This is a genomic window from Sphaerotilus sp. FB-3 (assembly GCF_023706025.1).
Lineage (GTDB): Bacteria > Pseudomonadota > Gammaproteobacteria > Burkholderiales > Burkholderiaceae_C > Sphaerotilus > Sphaerotilus sulfidivorans.
Genome location: NZ_BQWE01000030.1, coordinates 13,745 through 29,567, shown reverse-complemented (window position 1 = coordinate 29,567; position 15,823 = coordinate 13,745). Strand labels below are relative to the sequence as shown.

Annotated in this window: 16 protein-coding genes and 1 pseudogene; 1 reads left to right on the top strand and 16 read right to left on the bottom strand. The window is 69.0% G+C overall.

Going from position 1 to position 15,823, the window contains the following annotated elements:
• The 13 genes and pseudogenes from NFT33_RS12025 to NFT33_RS11965 all read right to left on the bottom strand — a co-directional run.
• Positions 1 to 475: pseudogene (locus NFT33_RS12025) on the bottom strand (nitric oxide reductase activation protein NorD); the annotation flags it as partial.
• A 1-nt stretch (position 476) separates the two neighbouring features.
• Entirely contained in the window at positions 477 to 1,406 is a 930-nt protein-coding gene (locus tag NFT33_RS12020; protein WP_251675577.1) for a 4Fe-4S binding protein, read from the bottom strand.
• Between the two features lie 116 nt (positions 1,407 to 1,522).
• Positions 1,523 to 2,344, bottom strand: coding sequence for a CbbQ/NirQ/NorQ/GpvN family protein (locus NFT33_RS12015; RefSeq protein ID WP_251675574.1), 822 nt, complete (start codon positions 2,342 to 2,344; stop codon positions 1,523 to 1,525).
• A gap of 10 nt (positions 2,345 to 2,354) precedes the next feature.
• The gene (locus NFT33_RS12010; RefSeq protein ID WP_251675572.1) at positions 2,355 to 3,785 is read right to left on the bottom strand and encodes a cbb3-type cytochrome c oxidase subunit I; all 1,431 of its coding nucleotides are present in this window, start codon (positions 3,783 to 3,785) and stop codon (positions 2,355 to 2,357) included.
• Between the two features lie 15 nt (positions 3,786 to 3,800).
• Positions 3,801 to 4,238, bottom strand: a complete 438-nt coding sequence (locus tag NFT33_RS12005; RefSeq protein ID WP_149505533.1) for a c-type cytochrome — start codon at positions 4,236 to 4,238, stop codon at positions 3,801 to 3,803.
• Between the two features lie 119 nt (positions 4,239 to 4,357).
• Complete coding sequence (locus tag NFT33_RS12000) at positions 4,358 to 5,506, bottom strand: NnrS family protein (RefSeq protein ID WP_251675569.1); 1,149 nt, start codon at positions 5,504 to 5,506, stop codon at positions 4,358 to 4,360.
• On the bottom strand, positions 5,506 to 6,183 hold the full coding sequence (locus NFT33_RS11995) for a NapC/NirT family cytochrome c (RefSeq protein WP_149505531.1): 678 nt from the start codon (positions 6,181 to 6,183) through the stop codon (positions 5,506 to 5,508). Before NFT33_RS11995 ends, NFT33_RS12000 begins: the two co-directional genes overlap by 1 nt.
• Positions 6,184 to 6,204: 21 nt before the next feature.
• Positions 6,205 to 6,702 carry a nitrate reductase cytochrome c-type subunit gene (locus NFT33_RS11990; protein ID WP_251675567.1) on the bottom strand — a complete coding sequence of 166 codons (498 nt, stop codon included), beginning with the start codon at positions 6,700 to 6,702 and terminating at the stop codon, positions 6,205 to 6,207.
• Positions 6,699 to 7,610, bottom strand: coding sequence for a quinol dehydrogenase ferredoxin subunit NapH (napH, locus tag NFT33_RS11985; RefSeq protein ID WP_149505529.1), 912 nt, complete (start codon positions 7,608 to 7,610; stop codon positions 6,699 to 6,701). Before napH ends, NFT33_RS11990 begins: the two co-directional genes overlap by 4 nt.
• The gene (napG, locus tag NFT33_RS11980) at positions 7,607 to 8,404 is read right to left on the bottom strand and encodes a ferredoxin-type protein NapG (protein ID WP_149505528.1); all 798 of its coding nucleotides are present in this window, start codon (positions 8,402 to 8,404) and stop codon (positions 7,607 to 7,609) included. The genes napH and napG overlap by 4 nt, the downstream gene beginning before the upstream one ends.
• 23 nt (positions 8,405 to 8,427) lie before the next feature.
• Positions 8,428 to 10,977 carry a nitrate reductase catalytic subunit NapA gene (gene napA / locus NFT33_RS11975; RefSeq protein WP_251675564.1) on the bottom strand — a complete coding sequence of 850 codons (2,550 nt, stop codon included), beginning with the start codon at positions 10,975 to 10,977 and terminating at the stop codon, positions 8,428 to 8,430.
• 98 nt (positions 10,978 to 11,075) lie between these two features.
• Complete coding sequence (locus NFT33_RS11970) at positions 11,076 to 11,399, bottom strand: chaperone NapD (protein ID WP_149505526.1); 324 nt, start codon at positions 11,397 to 11,399, stop codon at positions 11,076 to 11,078.
• 76 nt (positions 11,400 to 11,475) lie between these two features.
• Positions 11,476 to 11,898 carry a YkvA family protein gene (locus NFT33_RS11965; RefSeq protein ID WP_251675585.1) on the bottom strand — a complete coding sequence of 141 codons (423 nt, stop codon included), beginning with the start codon at positions 11,896 to 11,898 and terminating at the stop codon, positions 11,476 to 11,478.
• 122 nt (positions 11,899 to 12,020) lie between these two features.
• On the opposite strand from NFT33_RS11965, the gene NFT33_RS11960 reads away from it, so the two are divergent.
• Positions 12,021 to 12,506 (top strand): hypothetical protein, encoded by a 486-nt coding sequence (locus NFT33_RS11960; protein WP_251675562.1) that lies wholly within the window; start codon positions 12,021 to 12,023, stop codon positions 12,504 to 12,506.
• A 29-nt stretch (positions 12,507 to 12,535) separates the two neighbouring features.
• Here the strand turns inward: NFT33_RS11960 and NFT33_RS11955 are convergent, their stop codons facing one another.
• The 3 genes from NFT33_RS11955 to NFT33_RS11945 all read right to left on the bottom strand — a co-directional run bounded on the left by NFT33_RS11955 (position 12,536) and on the right by NFT33_RS11945 (position 15,788).
• Entirely contained in the window at positions 12,536 to 13,564 is a 1,029-nt protein-coding gene (locus tag NFT33_RS11955) for an amidohydrolase family protein (RefSeq protein ID WP_251675583.1), read from the bottom strand.
• 76 nt (positions 13,565 to 13,640) lie between these two features.
• The gene (locus NFT33_RS11950) at positions 13,641 to 14,351 is read right to left on the bottom strand and encodes a substrate-binding domain-containing protein (RefSeq protein WP_251675561.1); all 711 of its coding nucleotides are present in this window, start codon (positions 14,349 to 14,351) and stop codon (positions 13,641 to 13,643) included.
• 120 nt (positions 14,352 to 14,471) lie between these two features.
• Positions 14,472 to 15,788: a M16 family metallopeptidase gene (locus tag NFT33_RS11945; RefSeq protein WP_251675558.1), complete on the bottom strand. Its 1,317-nt coding sequence runs from the start codon at positions 15,786 to 15,788 to the stop codon at positions 14,472 to 14,474.
• Positions 15,789 to 15,823: the final 35 nt, after the last annotated feature.

Sequence of the window (15,823 nt, the reverse complement as noted above, 5' to 3'; positions counted from 1 at the left end):
GCGCGGCCAGCTGCGCCGCCAGCAGGCGCTGCAGCCGCGGCTGCAGGCCGGGAAACCGCACCAGCGCCCGCCGGCTCGCGCGCAGGTTGTCCTCGATCCAGTCGCCGGGGGTCGGCGTCTCCTGCAGCGCGGCGGCCAGCGCGGCCAGCCACAGGTAGAGCGCGCGGTTGAGCGAGCGCTCGGCCAGCACCGCCAGCCGCGGCGGCAGCGACAGCACCTCGGGCTCCAGGCGCGGGCGCCGCACCTGCGTGCCGGTGCCGGCCAGGCGCTGCAGCCAGTCGCGCGGGCCGCCCTGGGCGCGCACGCCGGCCTCGGCCAGCCGCACCGCCGCCGCGCCGCCGCCGGCGCGGAACATCAGCTCGATGGCACGGCGCATCTCGCTCAGATCGACCGCGGCGGCCTCGTGGCGACCGGCCTCGCTGCCGGCGGCGCGGGTGATGAAGCGGTGCCACTGGCGCCCGACCCATTCCTCCATGTCAGATCTCCTTGTCAGTGCGGCGCTGGCGCAGCGTCTCGCGCACCGCGTCGACGCCGATGCGCCACTCCAGCAGCGGCCCCTGGGGCTGCCCGGCCTGCGAGGTCGCGCAGGCGTCCAGGCAGCGTCCGCACTGCACGCACGAGAACATCATCCGCTTGATGTCGCGCGGATGCAGACGCATCGGGCAGCTGCGGTCGCAGGCGCTGCCCGAGGGCGAGGCCGGCGTGCGGCAGTCGCGGCAGTCGCGCGCGCGGTCGCGGTCGAACGCGACCACCATGCCCTTCGGATTGGCCATCCACACCAGGCTCTGGAACAGCCCGACCGCGCAGCCGAAGCGGCAGAACAGGTGGCGCGCGAAGGCGAACTCGGCCGAGAACACCAGCGTGCCGATGCCGAGGAAGCGCGCCTGGCCGGGCGTCAGCGTGCCGCCGAGCAGGCCGCGCCACAGCTCGGCCGGCGGCAGCAGGTAGCTCAGCAGCGTGATCGCCCACAGGAAGCCCGACATCACGCAGGCCAGCGCGAACACCGGCCACCAGCGCTGCTGCGCCGGACGGTCGGCGCGCGGCGTCGGGTGGCGGTCCCACAGGCTGAAGCGCGCGCAGGCGCGGTGCAGCAGGTCGTTGATCAGCTCGACCAGCGAGAAGTGCGGGCACAGCCAGCCGCAGTAGAGCCGGCCACGTCGCCAGGCCACCGCGAGGAACAGCGCCACCAGCACGAGCGCCGGCAGGAAGGCGCGGCCCAGGATGGACAGCGCGGCGGCGGTGGCGTCGATGCGCCCGGCCATGAAGTCGTCGATCCCCAGCGACCAGCGCCGGCCGAGGAACCACAGCTGCGTCTCGTGCAGGTCGAAGCGCAGCCAGTCCAGGGCCGGCGCGACCAGGAAGAGCACGAAGAACGCGGATTGAAAGAGACGGCGGCGGCGCTGCATGAAAGGGATGGATGGTTGAATCCTGGAGCAACCGGGCATGCAGCGCGGACAGTCCTCGCGGAACAGGCCGCCGTCCGGAAAACGGGCATCGGCGTCGATGCGGTCGATGGCGACGGTCAGCGGGCGGCGCCGGCCGGGGCCAGCACCGCGTCGACCAGCTCGGCCAGCGCGGCCACCGTCTCGGCGTCGTCGCTGAGCGCCTCGACGATGGCGGCGCGGCAGGCCGCCGCCGGGTCGAGCCCGGCGGCGATCAGCCGCCCGGCCATCACCAGCAGCCGGGTGCTGGCGGTCTCCTCGAGATCGTGGTGGGTGAGGCGGCGCAGCGCGCCGGCCAGGCTGACCAGCGAGCGTGCCTCGGCCGGGGACACGCCGCTCTCGGCCGCGACGATCGCCTCCTCCAGCGCCGGCGCCGGGTAGCCGAAGCTCATCGCGACGAAGCGCTGGCGGGTGCTGGGCTTCAGGCTCTTGAGCAGGTTCTGGTAGCCGGGGTTGTAGGAGACGACCAGCATGAACTCCGGCGGTGCCAGCAGCTGCTCGCCGGTGCGCTCGATCGACAGCAGGCGGCGGTCGTCGGCCAGCGGATGCAGCACCACCGTGGTGTCCTTGCGCGCCTCGACCACCTCGTCGAGGTAGAGGATCGCGCCGGTGCGCATCGCGCGGGTCAGCGGACCGTCGCACCAGACGGTGTCGCCGCCGGCGATCAGGTGGCGGCCGACCAGGTCGGCCGCGCTCAGGTCGTCGTGGCAGCTCACCGTCACCAGCGGACGGCCCAGGCGCGCGGCCATGTGCTCGACGAAGCGGGTCTTGCCGCATCCGGTCGGCCCCTTGATCAGGACCGGCAGGCGCTGCAGCCAGGCCTGCTCGAACAGGGTGCATTCGCGGCCCTGCTCGGCGTAGTGGGGGATCGCGGCGATCTGCCGTGCGCTGGCGTGTTCCATGATGTCGCTCTCAGGCGCGGGCCGCGGTGGCACCGGTCTCGCCGGCGTTCACCGGATCGCGCTCGTCGCCGGTGACGAAGAAGCTCGCCAGATAGGTCAGCAGTCCGGCCAGAAAGCCCACGCCACCGGCCAGGCGGATCCAGTAGAACAGGCGCAGCTGGTCCTGGGTGGCCATGAAGCCCATCGCGCCGCTCTCGGGCAGGCGCTGCAGCCAGACCTGCAGGATGCCGGCGCCCGTCAGGGCCAGGGCCATCACGCCCATGCTGATAGACATGAGCCAGAAGCTCCACATCTCACAGCTTTGCGCGGCACGCGGCGCGGCCAGGCGACCACGCAGCGTCGGCATCGCGTAGCTGATCACCGCGATGACCACCAGCACGTAGGCGCCGTAGAAGGCCAGATGGCCATGCGCGGCGGTGATCTGGGTGCCGTGTGTGTAGTAGTTGACCGGGCTGAGCGTGTGGATGAAGCCCCACAGGCCGGCGCCCAGGAAACCCATCACCGAGGTGCCCACCGCCCACAGCACGGCGGCCTGGTTCGGGTGTTCACGGCGACGGCGCTGCACCATGTTGAAGGCGAAGACCGTCATCATGAAGAAGGGAATCGGCTCGAGCGCGCTGAAGATGCTGCCGACCCACTGCCAGTAGCCGGGCAGGCCGATGAAGTAGAAGTGGTGGCCGGTGCCCAGGATGCCGGTCATCAGCGCGAAGGCGATGATCACGTACAGCCACTTGTCGATGACCTCGCGGTCGACGCCGGTGGTGCGGATCAGCACGTAGGCCAGCAGCGCGCCCAGGATCAGCTCCCACACGCCTTCGACCCACAGGTGCACGACGAACCACCAGTACATCTTGTCGCGCACCAGGTTGTGCGGGTTGACGAAGCTGAACAGGAACATCAGCGCCAGGCCCCACAGGCCTGTCAGCAGCACCAGGCTGATGCTGGTCTTGCGGCCCTTGAGCACCGTCATGCTGATGTTGAACAGGAAGCCCAGCGCCACGACGACGATGCCCAGCTTGGTGGGCAGCGGCTGCTCGAGGAACTCGCGGCCCATGGTCTGCAGCAGGTCGTTGCCGGTCAGCTCGGCCAGGCGCGCGTAGGGCACGGTCAGGTAGCCGACGATGGTCAGCGCGCCGGCGACCAGGAAGATCCAGAACAGCGCGATGGCCAGCTTCGGGCTGTGCAGCTCGGTCTCGGCCTCCTCGGGCACGAGGTAGTAGGCCGCGCCCATGAAGCCGAACAGCAGCCAGACGATCAGCAGATTGGTGTGCACCATCCGCGCCACGTTGAACGGGATGTACGGAAACAGGAAGTCGCCGACCAGATACTGCAGCCCCAGCCCGAGGCCGAAGAGGATCTGCGCGGTGAACAGCCCGAGCGCCGCGATGAAGTAGAGCTTCGCGACGGACTGGGACTTGTACTTGAGGACAGGCGTGTTCATGGCGGGTATCTCCTCTCACCCTTCGATGTTGGGTGGCCACTTCTCGGTGTTGATCTGGCTGGTCCACTTCAGGAACTCCACCAGGTCGTCGAGCTGCTGGTCGGTCAGGTTGAACTGCGGCATCTGGCGCCGGCCCGGCGTGTGGGTCGGCTGGGCCTTCATCCAGACCTTGATGAACTCGCCGCCGCGGCGCGGGTAGACATTGCCGAGCTCTGGCGCGAAGTACGCGCCTTCGCCCAGCAGCGTGTGGCAGCCGATGCAGTTGCGCGTCTCCCAGATCTTCTTGCCGGCCACCACCTGCGGCGTGATCGCCTGTGCGTTGGAGCGCTCGGGAATCCGCTGCTCGGTGTCGAAGACGATCACCGCGAACAGCAGCGCGAAGAACATCGAGCCGCCGTAGAACATGTTGCGGGCGGTCTGCTGTGTGAAACCACCCGGGGATTTCTGGCTCATGCGCACCTCCTCCAGCAAGGGCTTGAACGGTGCGCATATCCTCGTGTTTCAGTCGGGAATCGTCCTTGAACCGGTTCAAGGAAATGGCGGCAGGGGGCCGAGGGCTGAGGCTGATGGCCTCAGCCCGGCTTGCCGTCGGCGCGCGGGCGCATCAGCCACGGTCCGTAATGCACGGCATAGAGCGCGAAGGCCAGCGACCAGGGCAGGGCCGAGGCCTGCACCGCCGCCAGCAGCGACTCCGGCGCCAGCAGCGGTGGGATCACGCGCAGCAGCGCCGCCAGCAGTGCAAGCAGGTAGATCGCAACGTCGATGCGGTCGGCCTTCAGCGGCCGGCCGGTGTGGCCGCGTGCGGTGCGCGTCATCATCGCCAGCGTCAGCAGGCCGATCGCGCCGGTCGTCAGCGCGTGCGTGGCCACCGAGGGCGCGACCCAGCCGAAAGCGGCCAGCGCGCGCAGCAGCAGATGCAGCGGAATCCAGGCGCAGGCAATATGCAGCACCGCCACCAGCGGCACGCGCAGCGTGCGTGCCGGTTGCCACAGCACCAGACGGGCCGCATGCGCGATCGCTGCGGCCAACGCGATCGCACCGACCAGCTCCGGCGGCCAGGGCAGCGGGTTGACGATCGCCAACACGAGCAGCAGGCCCAGCGCCACGCGCTCAAGCTGTGGCAGCTGGCGTGGCTGCGTGCCGGGCACGCCGTTGCGCGTGAACATCGGCACCACCCGGCCGGCCATCACCGCCATGATGAAGAGCACCACGTCGAGTGCGAGCTGCAGGGCCTGGCGCGCCAGCGCGGCGTCGTGCAGGGCCAGCACCCTCATCGAGGCGCCGGCGCTACCCAGCAGCACCAGCAGGCCGACGAAGAAAAAGTTGCGCCGGTTGCCGCCCCGGTGCAGCGCCCGGCCCAGGCCGGCGGCGGCCGCCAGCGCAAACGTCAGGTCGGCGGCCGCACCAGCCAACGGCCACGGGCTGAAGGCCAGCCCCCGGCCGAGCAGCCACAGCCCAGCCAGTGTCGCCAGCGCGCCACCCGAAGGCGTGGGCTGGCCGCTCCAGTTGCGTCCGGCGGTGAACAGGAAGCCGACGATCACCGCCATCGCGAAGCCCGAGACCATCTCGCCGGCATGCCACAGGCTGCCCGGCAGCGGCGAGGCCAGGCCGGTCTGTCCGCCGAAGACCAGAACCCACAGCGGCAGCACCAGCGCTGCCTGCACGGCCGCCAGCAGGTAGAAGGGCCGGAAGCCCAGCGCCCACAGCGCCGTGGGGTTCATCAGCGGGCCTCGTCAGTGGCGGGTGCAGGCTTCTGGTTCGGGTTGACGACGCCGGGGCTGCTCGGGTCGGCCGCGTGCTCCTTGGGCGCACCGATGTGCTGCTCGACCGGCGGCAGCGTGTGCGCGATGCCCTTGTGGCAGTCGATGCAGGTCTTGCCCTCGGTAAATGCGGCCTGGTGCGCGGCGGCCGAGCGGGTGTTCTGCTCGGCATAGTCCATCGCGTTGAAGTGGTGGCAGTTGCGGCACTCGCGGCTGTCGGTGCGCTTCATGCGGTCCCACTCGTGCTGGGCCAGCTCGGCGCGCTTGGCGTTGAACTTCTCCGGCGTGTCGATCGTGCCCAGGATCTTGTGCAGCACCTCGTTGCTCGCCTGGATCTTGCGGATCATCTTGTGCCCCCATTCCTTGGGCACATGGCAGTCCGGGCAGGTGGCGCGCACGCCGGTGCGGTTCTGGTAATGGATGGTGTTGCGGTACTCGGCGTACACGTTGTCCTTCATCTCGTGGCAGGAGATGCAGAATTCCTCGCGGTTGGTGTATTCCATCGCGGTGTTGAAGCCGCCCCAGAACAGGATGCCGGTGACGAAGGCAGCCGCCAGCACCAGGAAGCTGCGGCTGCGTACCCGCGCCCAGGTGCGGGCGAACAGGCCGGGTCGGGAGTCGTGCTCGTTCGGAGTCATGTCAAGGTCCTCTCGGCCGCGTCACTGCAGGCCACGGGCGCGCTGGAAGGTGTTGCCAACCAGCGGCTTGGCATCGGTCTGCGGCACATGGCACTGGGTGCAGAAGTAGCGGCGTGGGCTGATGTTGTCGAGCTCCTGGCCGTCGCGGTTGCGGAAGTGGGTGACGCTCACCTTCGTCGCACCGCTGTCCTTCGACTTCTGGAATGAATGGCAGTCCATGCACTTGTTGTAGTTCTTGGTGATCTGGTAGCTGGAGATGGTGTGCGGGATCAGCGGGGGTTGCTGCACGAAGTCGCGGTCGCTGGGGGCGTGGTCGCGCTCCTGGCGGATGGGCGTGGGCGCGTTGTCCTGATCCAGCGGCGTGCCGCCGCGCAGGCCCTGCATCTTGACCGGTGCGCTGCCCGAGGCCTGCGGCTCGGCGGCCAGGCCATGCTGCTGTGCACCGACCAGGATCAGTCCGGCGGCCAGGGTGACCCGGGCGAGATCCTGCAGGAGATGGCGGAAGGAGCGGGAGTTCATGGTGTCGGCCTCTCTTGCCTGTCGAGCTTGTTGAAACGGTGGGAAAAGGTGAAGACATCCGGCGCGCAGACGTCGATGCAGCGGCCGCAGTGGGTGCAGGCCTCGTCCAGGATGAGCGGGCCGGCGCCGCCCTTGCCCTTGAGCGCGATCGGGATGATCTGCGGCTCCGGGCAGACGGCGTAGCACTCGGCGCAGTCGTTGCAGCGGTCGCGGTGACGGGCGCTGACGCGCACCACGCTGACGCGGCCGATCAGCGACCAGGCCGCACCGGCCGGGCAGACATGGCCGCACCAGCCGCGCGGCGCCACCAGCAGGTCGAACAGGAAGACCGCCAGCGCCGCGCCCCAGACCGCGCTGCCGCCGAAGATCAGCGCGCGCTGCGTCAGCGACACCGGGTTGACGTTCTCCCAGACCAGCCGCCCGGTCAGCGCCGAGGCCACGAGCACCGCCACCAGCAGCCAGTGGCGCAGCCGCGGGTTGGGCGCGCGCCCGCCGCTCAGATCCAGCCGGCGGCGCAGCCAGCCCGCGCCGTCGGTGATCAGGTTGACCGGGCAGACCCAGGCGCAGAAGGCTCGTCCGCCCGCCAGCGCGTAGAAGACGATGACGATCGCCGCGCCGATCAGCGCCGACAGCGCGGGCGCGTGCCCGGCCGCCAGCGACTGCGCCAGCACGAAGGGATCGGTCAGCGGCAGCACGCCCAGCGTGACGCTGGCGCTCAGGTTGCCCTTGACGATCCAGACGCCGGCCAGCGGCCCGAGCAGGAAGAGCGCGAGCACGCCGGCCTGCGACAGCCGGCGCAGCAGCAGCCAGCGGTGGGCGCGCCAGAAGCCCTTGAGCTCGCGGGCCTCGGCGCCGATGCGCTTCTTCGGCCCGGGCGGGGTGGCCACAGGCGTCGGGGTCGGGCTCATCGCGAGGCTCCTTCGGGGCGTGCATAGGCCTCCTGGCCGGAGCGCAGCGGCGCCAGGTCGCCCGGCACCGGCGTGGCCGGCAGGTTCTGCACCGGCTGGTCGAAGCGGGGCCGGCCCCCCTGGCTGTCGGGCGACCAGCCCTTGCGGTAGTGGTGGCCGAGTTCGCCGCGGGCCAGATCGACCGGCAGCACCTTGATCGCCGGCTGCTCGAGCACGCAGCTCTTCTCGCACTTGCCGCAGCCGGTGCAGGCCTCGGCGTGCACGGTGGGCAGCAGCATCGCGTGGCGGTCGCTGCGCGGGTTGCTGACCTTCTCCAGTGTGATCGCCTCGTCGATGACCGGGCAGACCCGGTAGCAGACATCGCAGCGCAGGCCGAGAAAGTTCAGGCAGTTCTCCTGGTCGATCAGCACGGCCAGGCCCATGCGGGCCTTCGTGATCTCGTGCAGCGCCGGATCGAGCGCGCCGGTCGGGCAGGCTTTCACGCAGGGCAGGCCCTCGCACATCTCGCAGGGAATGTCGCGCGCGACGAAGTAGGGCGTGCCGGGCACAACCTGCGCGTCCAGGCCGTGCCCGCCGCCGGCCAGGCGCAGGTTCTGCGGCGGGCAGTCGCGCACGCACAGCCCGCAGCGGATGCACGCGCCCAGGAAGTCGTGCTCGGCCAGCGCGCCGGGCGGGCGCAGCGCCTGCGCCGGCCGGCCGACGGCCGGGCGCGCCAGCAGCGCACAGCCGCCGGCCAGCAGTGCGGCCGCGCCGGCGCCCGCCGCCTGCTGCAGCCACTCGCGTCGGGTGCTCATCGGGCTCTCCCGCGTGCTGCGCCTCAGGCGCGCACCACCTTGACGGCGCACTTCTTGTAGTCGGTCTCCTTCGAGATCGGGCAGGTCGCGTCCAGCGTCAGCTTGTTGACCAGCCGGCCCTCGTCGAAGAAGGGAACGAAGACCAGGCCGCGCGGCACCTTGTTGCGGCCCTTGGTCTCGACCGAGAGCGTGATCTCGCCGCGGCGCGAGGCGACCTTGACCTTCATGCCGCGCTGCAGGCCGCGGGACTGGGCGTCGTCCGGATGCATGAAGACGACCGCCTCGGGCACCGCGCGGTGCAGCTCGGGCACGCGGCGGGTCATCGTGCCGGTGTGCCAGTGCTCCAGCACCCGGCCGGTGCACAGCCACAGGTCGAAGTCCTTGTCCGGGCTTTCGGCCGCGGGCTGGTAGGGCAGCGCGAAGATGTTGGCGCGGCCGTCCTTCTGGCCGTAGAAGCGCAGGCCCTCGCCCTTCTTCACGTAGGGGTCGTAGCCTTCGCGGAAGCGCCACAGCGTCTCCTTGCCGTCGACCACCGGCCAGCGCAGGCCGCGCACCTCGTGGTAGACGTCGAAGGGCGCCAGGTCATGGCCGTGGCCGCGGCCGAACTCGGCGTACTCCTCGAACAGGCCCTTCTGCACGTAGAAGCCGAAGGCCTTGGACTCGTCGTTGCGGTAGTCCTTGATGTACTTGCTGTTGACCTTCGTCAGGTCGGCCAGCGGATAGCGGTTGACCTTGCCGTTGCCGAACAGGATGTCGAACAGCGTCTTGCCCTTGAACTCGGGCTTCTTCGCGATCAGCTCGGCCGGCCAGACCTCCTCGACCTTGAAGCGCCTGGAGAACTCCATCATCTGCCACAGGTCGGAGCGGGCCTCGCCCGGGGCCTGGACCTGCTGGCGCCAGAACTGGGTGCGGCGCTCGGCGTTGCCGAAGGCCCCTTCCTTCTCGACCCACATCGCGCTGGGCAGGATCAGGTCGGCGGCCATTGCGCTGGCGTTGGGGTAGACATCGCTGACGACGATGAAGGTGGCCGGATTGCGCCAGCCCGGCAGCAGCTCGCCGTTGATGTTCGGCCCGGCCTGCATGTTGTTGTTGGTGGTGTTCCAGTAGCAGCGGATCTTGCCGTCCTTCAGCGCCCGGGCCATCGCCACCGCGTGCAGGCCGATCTTGTCGGGAATCGTGCCCTCGGGCAGGCCCCAGATCTCCTCGGTGTGATGGCGGTGCTCGGGGTTGGTCACCACCATGTCGGCCGGCAGGCGGTGCGCAAAGGTGCCGACCTCGCGTGCGGTGCCGCAGGCGCTCGGCTGGCCGGTCAGCGAGAACGGGCTGTTGCCCGGCTGGCTGATCTTGCCGGTCAGCAGGTGGATGTTGTAGACCATGTTGTTGGCCCAGGTGCCGCGGGTGTGCTGGTTGAAGCCCATCGTCCACAGCGACATCACCTTGACCTTCGGGTCGGCGTAGAGCTTGGCCAGTTCTTCCAGCTGGCGCACCGGCACACCGGAAATCTCCGAGGTCTTCTCCGCGGTGTACTCGGCGACGAACTTCGCGTACTCCTCGAAGCTGATCGGGCTGGCGTCGTTCGGGCTGCCCTTGGGCTTGCCGTCGGCGCCGGGGTAGCCGTTGCTGGTGGCGTCCTTCTCCAGCGCATGCACCGGGCGCAGGCCGTAGCCGATGTCGGTGGCGCCCTTCTTGAAGTTGACGTTCTTCTTGACGAAGTCCTGGTTCACCTTCTTGTTGGTGATGATGTAGTTGGCGATGTAGTTGAGGATCGCCAGATCGGTCTGCGGCTTGAAGATCAGCCCGGCGTCGGCCAGGTCGAAGCTGCGGTGCTCGTAGGTCGACAGCACCGCGACCTTGACATGCGGATGCGACAGGCGCCGGTCGGTGATGCGGCTCCACAGGATCGGGTGCATCTCGGCCATGTTCGAGCCCCACAGCACGAAGGCGTCGGCCTGCTCGATGTCGTCATAGCAGCCCATCGGCTCGTCGATGCCGAAGGTACGCATGAAGCCGGCCACGGCTGATGCCATGCAGTGGCGCGCGTTCGGGTCGAGGTTGTTGGTGCGGAAGCCCGCCTTGTAGAGCTTGGATGCCGCATAGCCCTCCCAGACCGTCCACTGTCCGGATCCGAACATCGCCAGCGAGTTCACGCCGGAGGTCTTGATCGCTTCCTTCCACTTCGCGGCCATGATGTCGAAGGCCTCGTTCCAGCTGACCGGCACGAAGTCGCCGTCCTTGGCGTACTGGCCGTTCTTCTTGCGCAGCAGCGGCGTGGTCAGCCGGTCGCGGCCGTACATGATCTTGGACAGGAAGTAGCCCTTGATGCAGTTCAGGCCGCGGTTGACGGGCGCTTCCGGGTCGCCCTGGGTGGCGACGACGCGGCCGTCCTGCACGCCCACCATCACCGCGCAGCCGGTGCCGCAGAAGCGGCACGGTGCCTTGTCCCAGCGCACTGCGCCGCCCGCCACCGGCGCCGACGCGCCTTCGGCGGCTTCGACGACGATCGGAATGCCGGCTGCAGCGGCGGTGGCGCTCAGGGCCTGGGCCTTCAGAAAGTCGCGACGATTCGATTCCATGCTTCCTCCAACAGTGCGGCCGGATGCTCGCCGTTCACGGGAGGAAAGTCCTTGAACTGGTTCAAGACGGCCGGCACGGATGGGGCCCTCAGGAGGGCTCAGGTGCGGTCGTGCCGCAGGTCCACGCCGGCGGCCAGTTCATGCAGGCCGGCGCGCCAGGAGGTGGCGTTCATGCCGGCGCTCTCGACCGGGTCATCGCCGCCATGCTCGTAGACCAGCGAGACATCGACGACCCCGGGCAGCAGCGCAATCGCAGCCAGCGTGGCCGAGGCGGCGATGCCCGCGCTGTCCTCAATGACGAGAATCAGCCGGCCATCACCCGGATCGAGCGCGACATCGACGCCAGGCTGTTGGGCGAGCTGGCGCGACAGCTCCGCGACGCGATCACGGGAAGTGCGCACGATGGCGCCGAGAATGCTCATGGGATCTCCTGGGTACACCCTGTCTGGGTGCGGGCTGCAATGTGACCTTGCATGCCATCCGCCAGGCTGATGCAGGTCAAGGTCGGGTGCCCGCCGCACATGCCCAGGCGCCTGCTGCCGCTGCGGCCCACAGCAGCACGATCACCGCCGCACCGACCTTGCTGACGGGCTTGCGACCCTGTTCGGTCATCCAGGCCTCGGCTCGGAGGCGGCTGTCTTCGAGCACGGCCGGCGGCAGCAGCCTGACTGCCAGCCAGATCATCCCAGGCAGCAGCACATCGTCAAGGTATCCGAGCACCGGGATGAAGTCCGGAATCAGATCGATGGGGCTGAGTGCGTAGGCCACCACGAAGAGGCACAGCAGCTTCACGGCTCGGGGCGTTTTCGCATTCCTGCAGGCGAACCACAGGGTGACCGCATCGCGCTTGATGCGCCGCGCCCAGTGGCGAAGACGGTCTGCCAAGTGCCTGACCTGGCTGGATCTTTCAGGAGTGCGCATGGCAGAAAGCTGAGTTTTATGAAAAAAACATCGACCATGATAATGAAAATTATCATGGTCGAGTGATTGATTTGTTATCTGCAGCAAGCGTGCACCGACGGTCACGCGGAGCCCTGGGCGTCGTGTCCTTTTCTTTGGGCGGTGCCATGTTCTGTCGTGACTTCAGTCACGAATGTTCAGGAGTGCCGTGGACGGCAAAAATGGCAATCGGTAAGCTGACTTTTTTCACAAGAACAGCATCAACAACGATGATCGCCGTGAAATCCGTCCTCTTGTCGGCGGTTCTTGCCGCAACGATGGTGGCTGCCGCCCAGCCCAAGTCGCCGCAGCCTCAGTCGCAGGCAAAGCCGCCAGCCCAGCTCGAGCTTTTTGGCGTGCAGTTGAAATCCGCCACGCGAGAGCAGCTTCGCGAGGTTTTCGAGGCGGGCGGGTTGCCGCCGGTGCGTGTCGAAGACAACTCGGTCAGTGTTTCGCGGGGTTGGCCGGATACCACGACGTACCTGACCTTCACCGATCCGGTTGCCCACGCGGAAATGAGAGCGGAGCAGGAAGCCGACAAGCGTGCTGCCGAAAGAGAGAGGGCAAAGGCCCAGACCCGGGCGTTCTAGCTTGGCTCTCCAGCCGCACGCCGTCGGAGTCAAAGCCCCTTGGCCTTCAGCGCCGCATCCATGCGCGGGAAGACCCGGCGGGCGTTGCCCTCGAAGACGGCGTAGCGCTCTTCGTCCGTCAGGTTCTCGGTGGCGTTGACGTAGCGCTTGGTGTCGTCGTAGTAGTAGCCGGTCTGCGGGTCGATGCCGCGCACCGCGCCGATCATCTCGGAGGCGAACAGGATGTTCTTCACCGGGATCACCTTGGTCAGCAGGTCGATGCCCGGCTGGTGGTACACGCAGGTGTCGAAGAAGATGTTGTTCAGCAGATGCTCGTCGAGCAGCGGCTTCTTCATCTCCTGCGCCAGACCGCGGAAACGGCCCCAGTGGTAGGGCACCGCGCCGCCGCCGTGCGGGATCAGGAACTTCAGCGTGGGGAAGTCCTTGAACAGGTCGCCCTGCAGGCACTGCATGAAGGCGGTGGTGTCGGCGTTCAGGTAATGGCTGCCGGTGGTGTGGAAGCAGCTGTTGCAGCTGGTCGAGACATGGATCATCGCCGGGATGTCGTACTCGACCATCTTCTCGTAGATGGGGTACCAGTGGCGGTCGGTCAGCGGCGGGCTGTTCCAGTGGCCGCCCGACGGATCCGGGTTCAGGTTGATGCCGACGAAGCCGTAGTCCTTGACGCAGCGCTCCAGCTCGGGAATGCAGGTCTTCGGGTCCACGCCCGGCGACTGCGGCAGCATCGCCGCGCCGATGAAGTGGTCCGGGAACAGCTGGCTGACGCGGTAGCACAGCTCGTTGCAGATCGCCGCCCAGGTGCTCGACGTCTCGAAGTCGCCGATGTGGTGCGCCATGAAGCTGGCGCGCGGGCTGAAGATGGTCAGGTCCGAGCCGCGTTCCTTCATCAGGCGCAGCTGGTTCTTCTCGATCGATTCGCGCAGCTCGTCGTCGCTGATCTTCAGCGCCTTCGGGTCGGGCTTCTGGCTGGGGTCCTTCAGCGCGGCGATCTGCAGGTCGCGCCAGGCGCCGAGCGCGGCGGGTGCGGTGGTGTAGTGGCCGTGGACGTCGATGATCAGGGGTTGGGCTTGGCTCATGGGGCGCTCGGTGAAAAGACGGGAAAAGAGGCGGACAAGGCGAACGAGGCGGCCGTGCTCAGGCCGGTTTCATGCCCTGGCGGCGCTTCGCGGCGGCGGCCTCGGGCGAATTCATGAAGTCGAGCATCGCGCGCACCGCATCCGGCTGCGTGCAGGTGGCGGCGACGCCGGCCGAGAAGATCGTGGTGATCTGGATCGTGTCGGGCAGCGGGCCGACGATGTCGATGCCCTCGACATGGATCAGCTCGCTGAGCTGCTGGAAGCCCAGCTCGACCTCGCCCGCGGCGACCAGCGAGCCCACCGGCGTGCCTGGCGGCGGCGTGACCAGGCGCGTGGCCACCTCGGCGGCGATGCCCCAGCGCTCGAAGAGCCGGGCCAGCGCTACGCCGCTCGGGCCGGTCGAGTAGCTGACGCTGCGCGCGGCCAGCACGGCGGCCTTCACGCTGTCTTCGCTGGACAGATCGGGGTGCGGCGCGCCGGAGCGCACCGCCACCGCCACGCCCGAGCGCACCAGATCCACCCGGCTGCCCGGCTGGACATGGCCGCCGGCGATCAGCCTGTCGATCGCGTCCGAGCCCAGGATCACCACATCGAAGGCTTCGCCCGCGGCGACCCGCCTGGCGGCATCGACGCCGCCGACCGACACGATCTCGGCCGAGTGGCCGCTGCGGCCCTGCCAGTCGGCGACCAGCTCGGCCAGCAGCTGGCGGGTGGCCATCGAGGAAATGCCCTTGACGGGTGGTGGCAGCGCGCGGGGGTCGGAGGTCATGCGAAATCCTGGGGGAGACTTCGCGCATTCTCGGCAGCCGATGCCATGCCGGCCAGAGTCGGCGGGCACTAGCAGCTATCTCCTGTCGGCATGGCCAATCCGGGTTGGCCCGGATGCCGCTCAACCCGTCACGGTGCTGCGCAGGCGCTCCATGCGCTCCTCGGTGCGCTCGCGGGTGCCGGTCGGCACCTTGCCGGTGATGGCCACCGCAGCCGGCGCGGCCAGCATGCGCCGGGTGCAGTCGCGCACCGCATCGGCGTCCACCGCCTCCAGCGCTGCCAGCCATTCGGCACCGCTGCGCACCCGCCCGAGCGCGAACAGGTCGAGCGCAGCCGTCTCCAGCCGGTGCTGCGCGCCCTCGCGCTGGCGCACCGCGCGCACCGCGATCTGGTTGCGCGCGCGCAGCAGGTCGGTCTCGCTCACCCGCTCGGCCTGCGCCTGCAGCAGCGCGACGATCTCGTCCTGGCAGGCCTCGAGGTGCTCGGCCGTGGTCGAGGCCTCCAGCACGAACTGCCCGGCCAGATCCGACTGGTCGGTCGAGCAGCCGGCGTAGTAGACCAGCCCCAGGCGCTCGCGCACTCGGTCGAGCAGCGGCGAGCTCATGCCCTCGCCCAGCACCGCCGCGGCCATCACGCCGGTGGCGGCGCGCGGATCGAGCCGGTCGGGCAGCGGGAAGCCGGCCACCAGATGCGTCTGGCTGGAGCCCGGCTGGCGCCGGCTCTTCACCCCGCCGACCCAGGTCGGCGGCGCCACGAGATTGGGCGTGCCGGCGGGCATGTCACCGAAGACCGCCTCGACCTCGCGCGCCAGCGCCTGCGGATCGACCGGGCCGGACACCGCCACGATCAGGTTGCTGCCGGTGTACTGGCGCGCGACATAGCCGGTCAGCTCCTCGCGGCTGAAGCGCTCGATGTTGCGCCGCCGCCCGATCACCGGCTGCGCCAGCGCATGCCTGCCGAAGGAGGCCTCGTCGAAGAGCTTGAAGGCGGTGGACAGCGCATCGTCCTCGTCCTCGAGGAACTCCTGCAGGATCACCTGGCGCTCGCGCTCCAGCTCGGCCTCGGGAAAGCTGCCGTGGCGCACGATGTCGCCCAGCATGCGAACGAAGGTCAGCGCGTCGCGCGCCAGACCGCGCATGTGGTAGGCGGTATGGTCCTTGTCGGTGTGCGCGTTGACCTCGGCGCCGAGCAGCTCGGCCTCGAGATTGATCTGCTGGCAGTCGCGCGTCGCGGTGCCCTTGAAGGCCATGTGCTCGACGACATGGCTGATGCCGTTGAGCCGTGCGCTCTCATGGCGGCTGCCGGTGCGCACATAGAGGCTGACATTCGTGCTGGCCAGATGCGAGGGCCGCACCGCCAGGATGCGCACGCCGTTGGGCAGGACCAGGACCTCGGTGTCGTCGTCGCCGCAGGCCGGGCGGGGGAGGGAATGGGTCATGCCGGCATTGTGCCGGCAGGCGCGGGCGGTGCACC

Coding starts and splice junctions, on each gene's coding strand:
- NFT33_RS12020 (WP_251675577.1), bottom strand. CDS start 1,406: ATGCAGCGCCGCCGCCGTCTCTTTCAATCCGCGTTCTTCGTGCTCTTC.
- NFT33_RS12015 (WP_251675574.1), bottom strand. CDS start 2,344: ATGGAACACGCCAGCGCACGGCAGATCGCCGCGATCCCCCACTACGCC.
- NFT33_RS12010 (WP_251675572.1), bottom strand. CDS start 3,785: ATGAACACGCCTGTCCTCAAGTACAAGTCCCAGTCCGTCGCGAAGCTC.
- NFT33_RS12005 (WP_149505533.1), bottom strand. CDS start 4,238: ATGAGCCAGAAATCCCCGGGTGGTTTCACACAGCAGACCGCCCGCAAC.
- NFT33_RS12000 (WP_251675569.1), bottom strand. CDS start 5,506: ATGAACCCCACGGCGCTGTGGGCGCTGGGCTTCCGGCCCTTCTACCTG.
- NFT33_RS11995 (WP_149505531.1), bottom strand. CDS start 6,183: ATGACTCCGAACGAGCACGACTCCCGACCCGGCCTGTTCGCCCGCACC.
- NFT33_RS11990 (WP_251675567.1), bottom strand. CDS start 6,702: ATGAACTCCCGCTCCTTCCGCCATCTCCTGCAGGATCTCGCCCGGGTC.
- napH (WP_149505529.1), bottom strand. CDS start 7,610: ATGAGCCCGACCCCGACGCCTGTGGCCACCCCGCCCGGGCCGAAGAAG.
- napG (WP_149505528.1), bottom strand. CDS start 8,404: ATGAGCACCCGACGCGAGTGGCTGCAGCAGGCGGCGGGCGCCGGCGCG.
- napA (WP_251675564.1), bottom strand. CDS start 10,977: ATGGAATCGAATCGTCGCGACTTTCTGAAGGCCCAGGCCCTGAGCGCC.
- NFT33_RS11970 (WP_149505526.1), bottom strand. CDS start 11,399: ATGAGCATTCTCGGCGCCATCGTGCGCACTTCCCGTGATCGCGTCGCG.
- NFT33_RS11965 (WP_251675585.1), bottom strand. CDS start 11,898: ATGCGCACTCCTGAAAGATCCAGCCAGGTCAGGCACTTGGCAGACCGT.
- NFT33_RS11950 (WP_251675561.1), bottom strand. CDS start 14,351: ATGACCTCCGACCCCCGCGCGCTGCCACCACCCGTCAAGGGCATTTCC.
- NFT33_RS11945 (WP_251675558.1), bottom strand. CDS start 15,788: ATGACCCATTCCCTCCCCCGCCCGGCCTGCGGCGACGACGACACCGAG.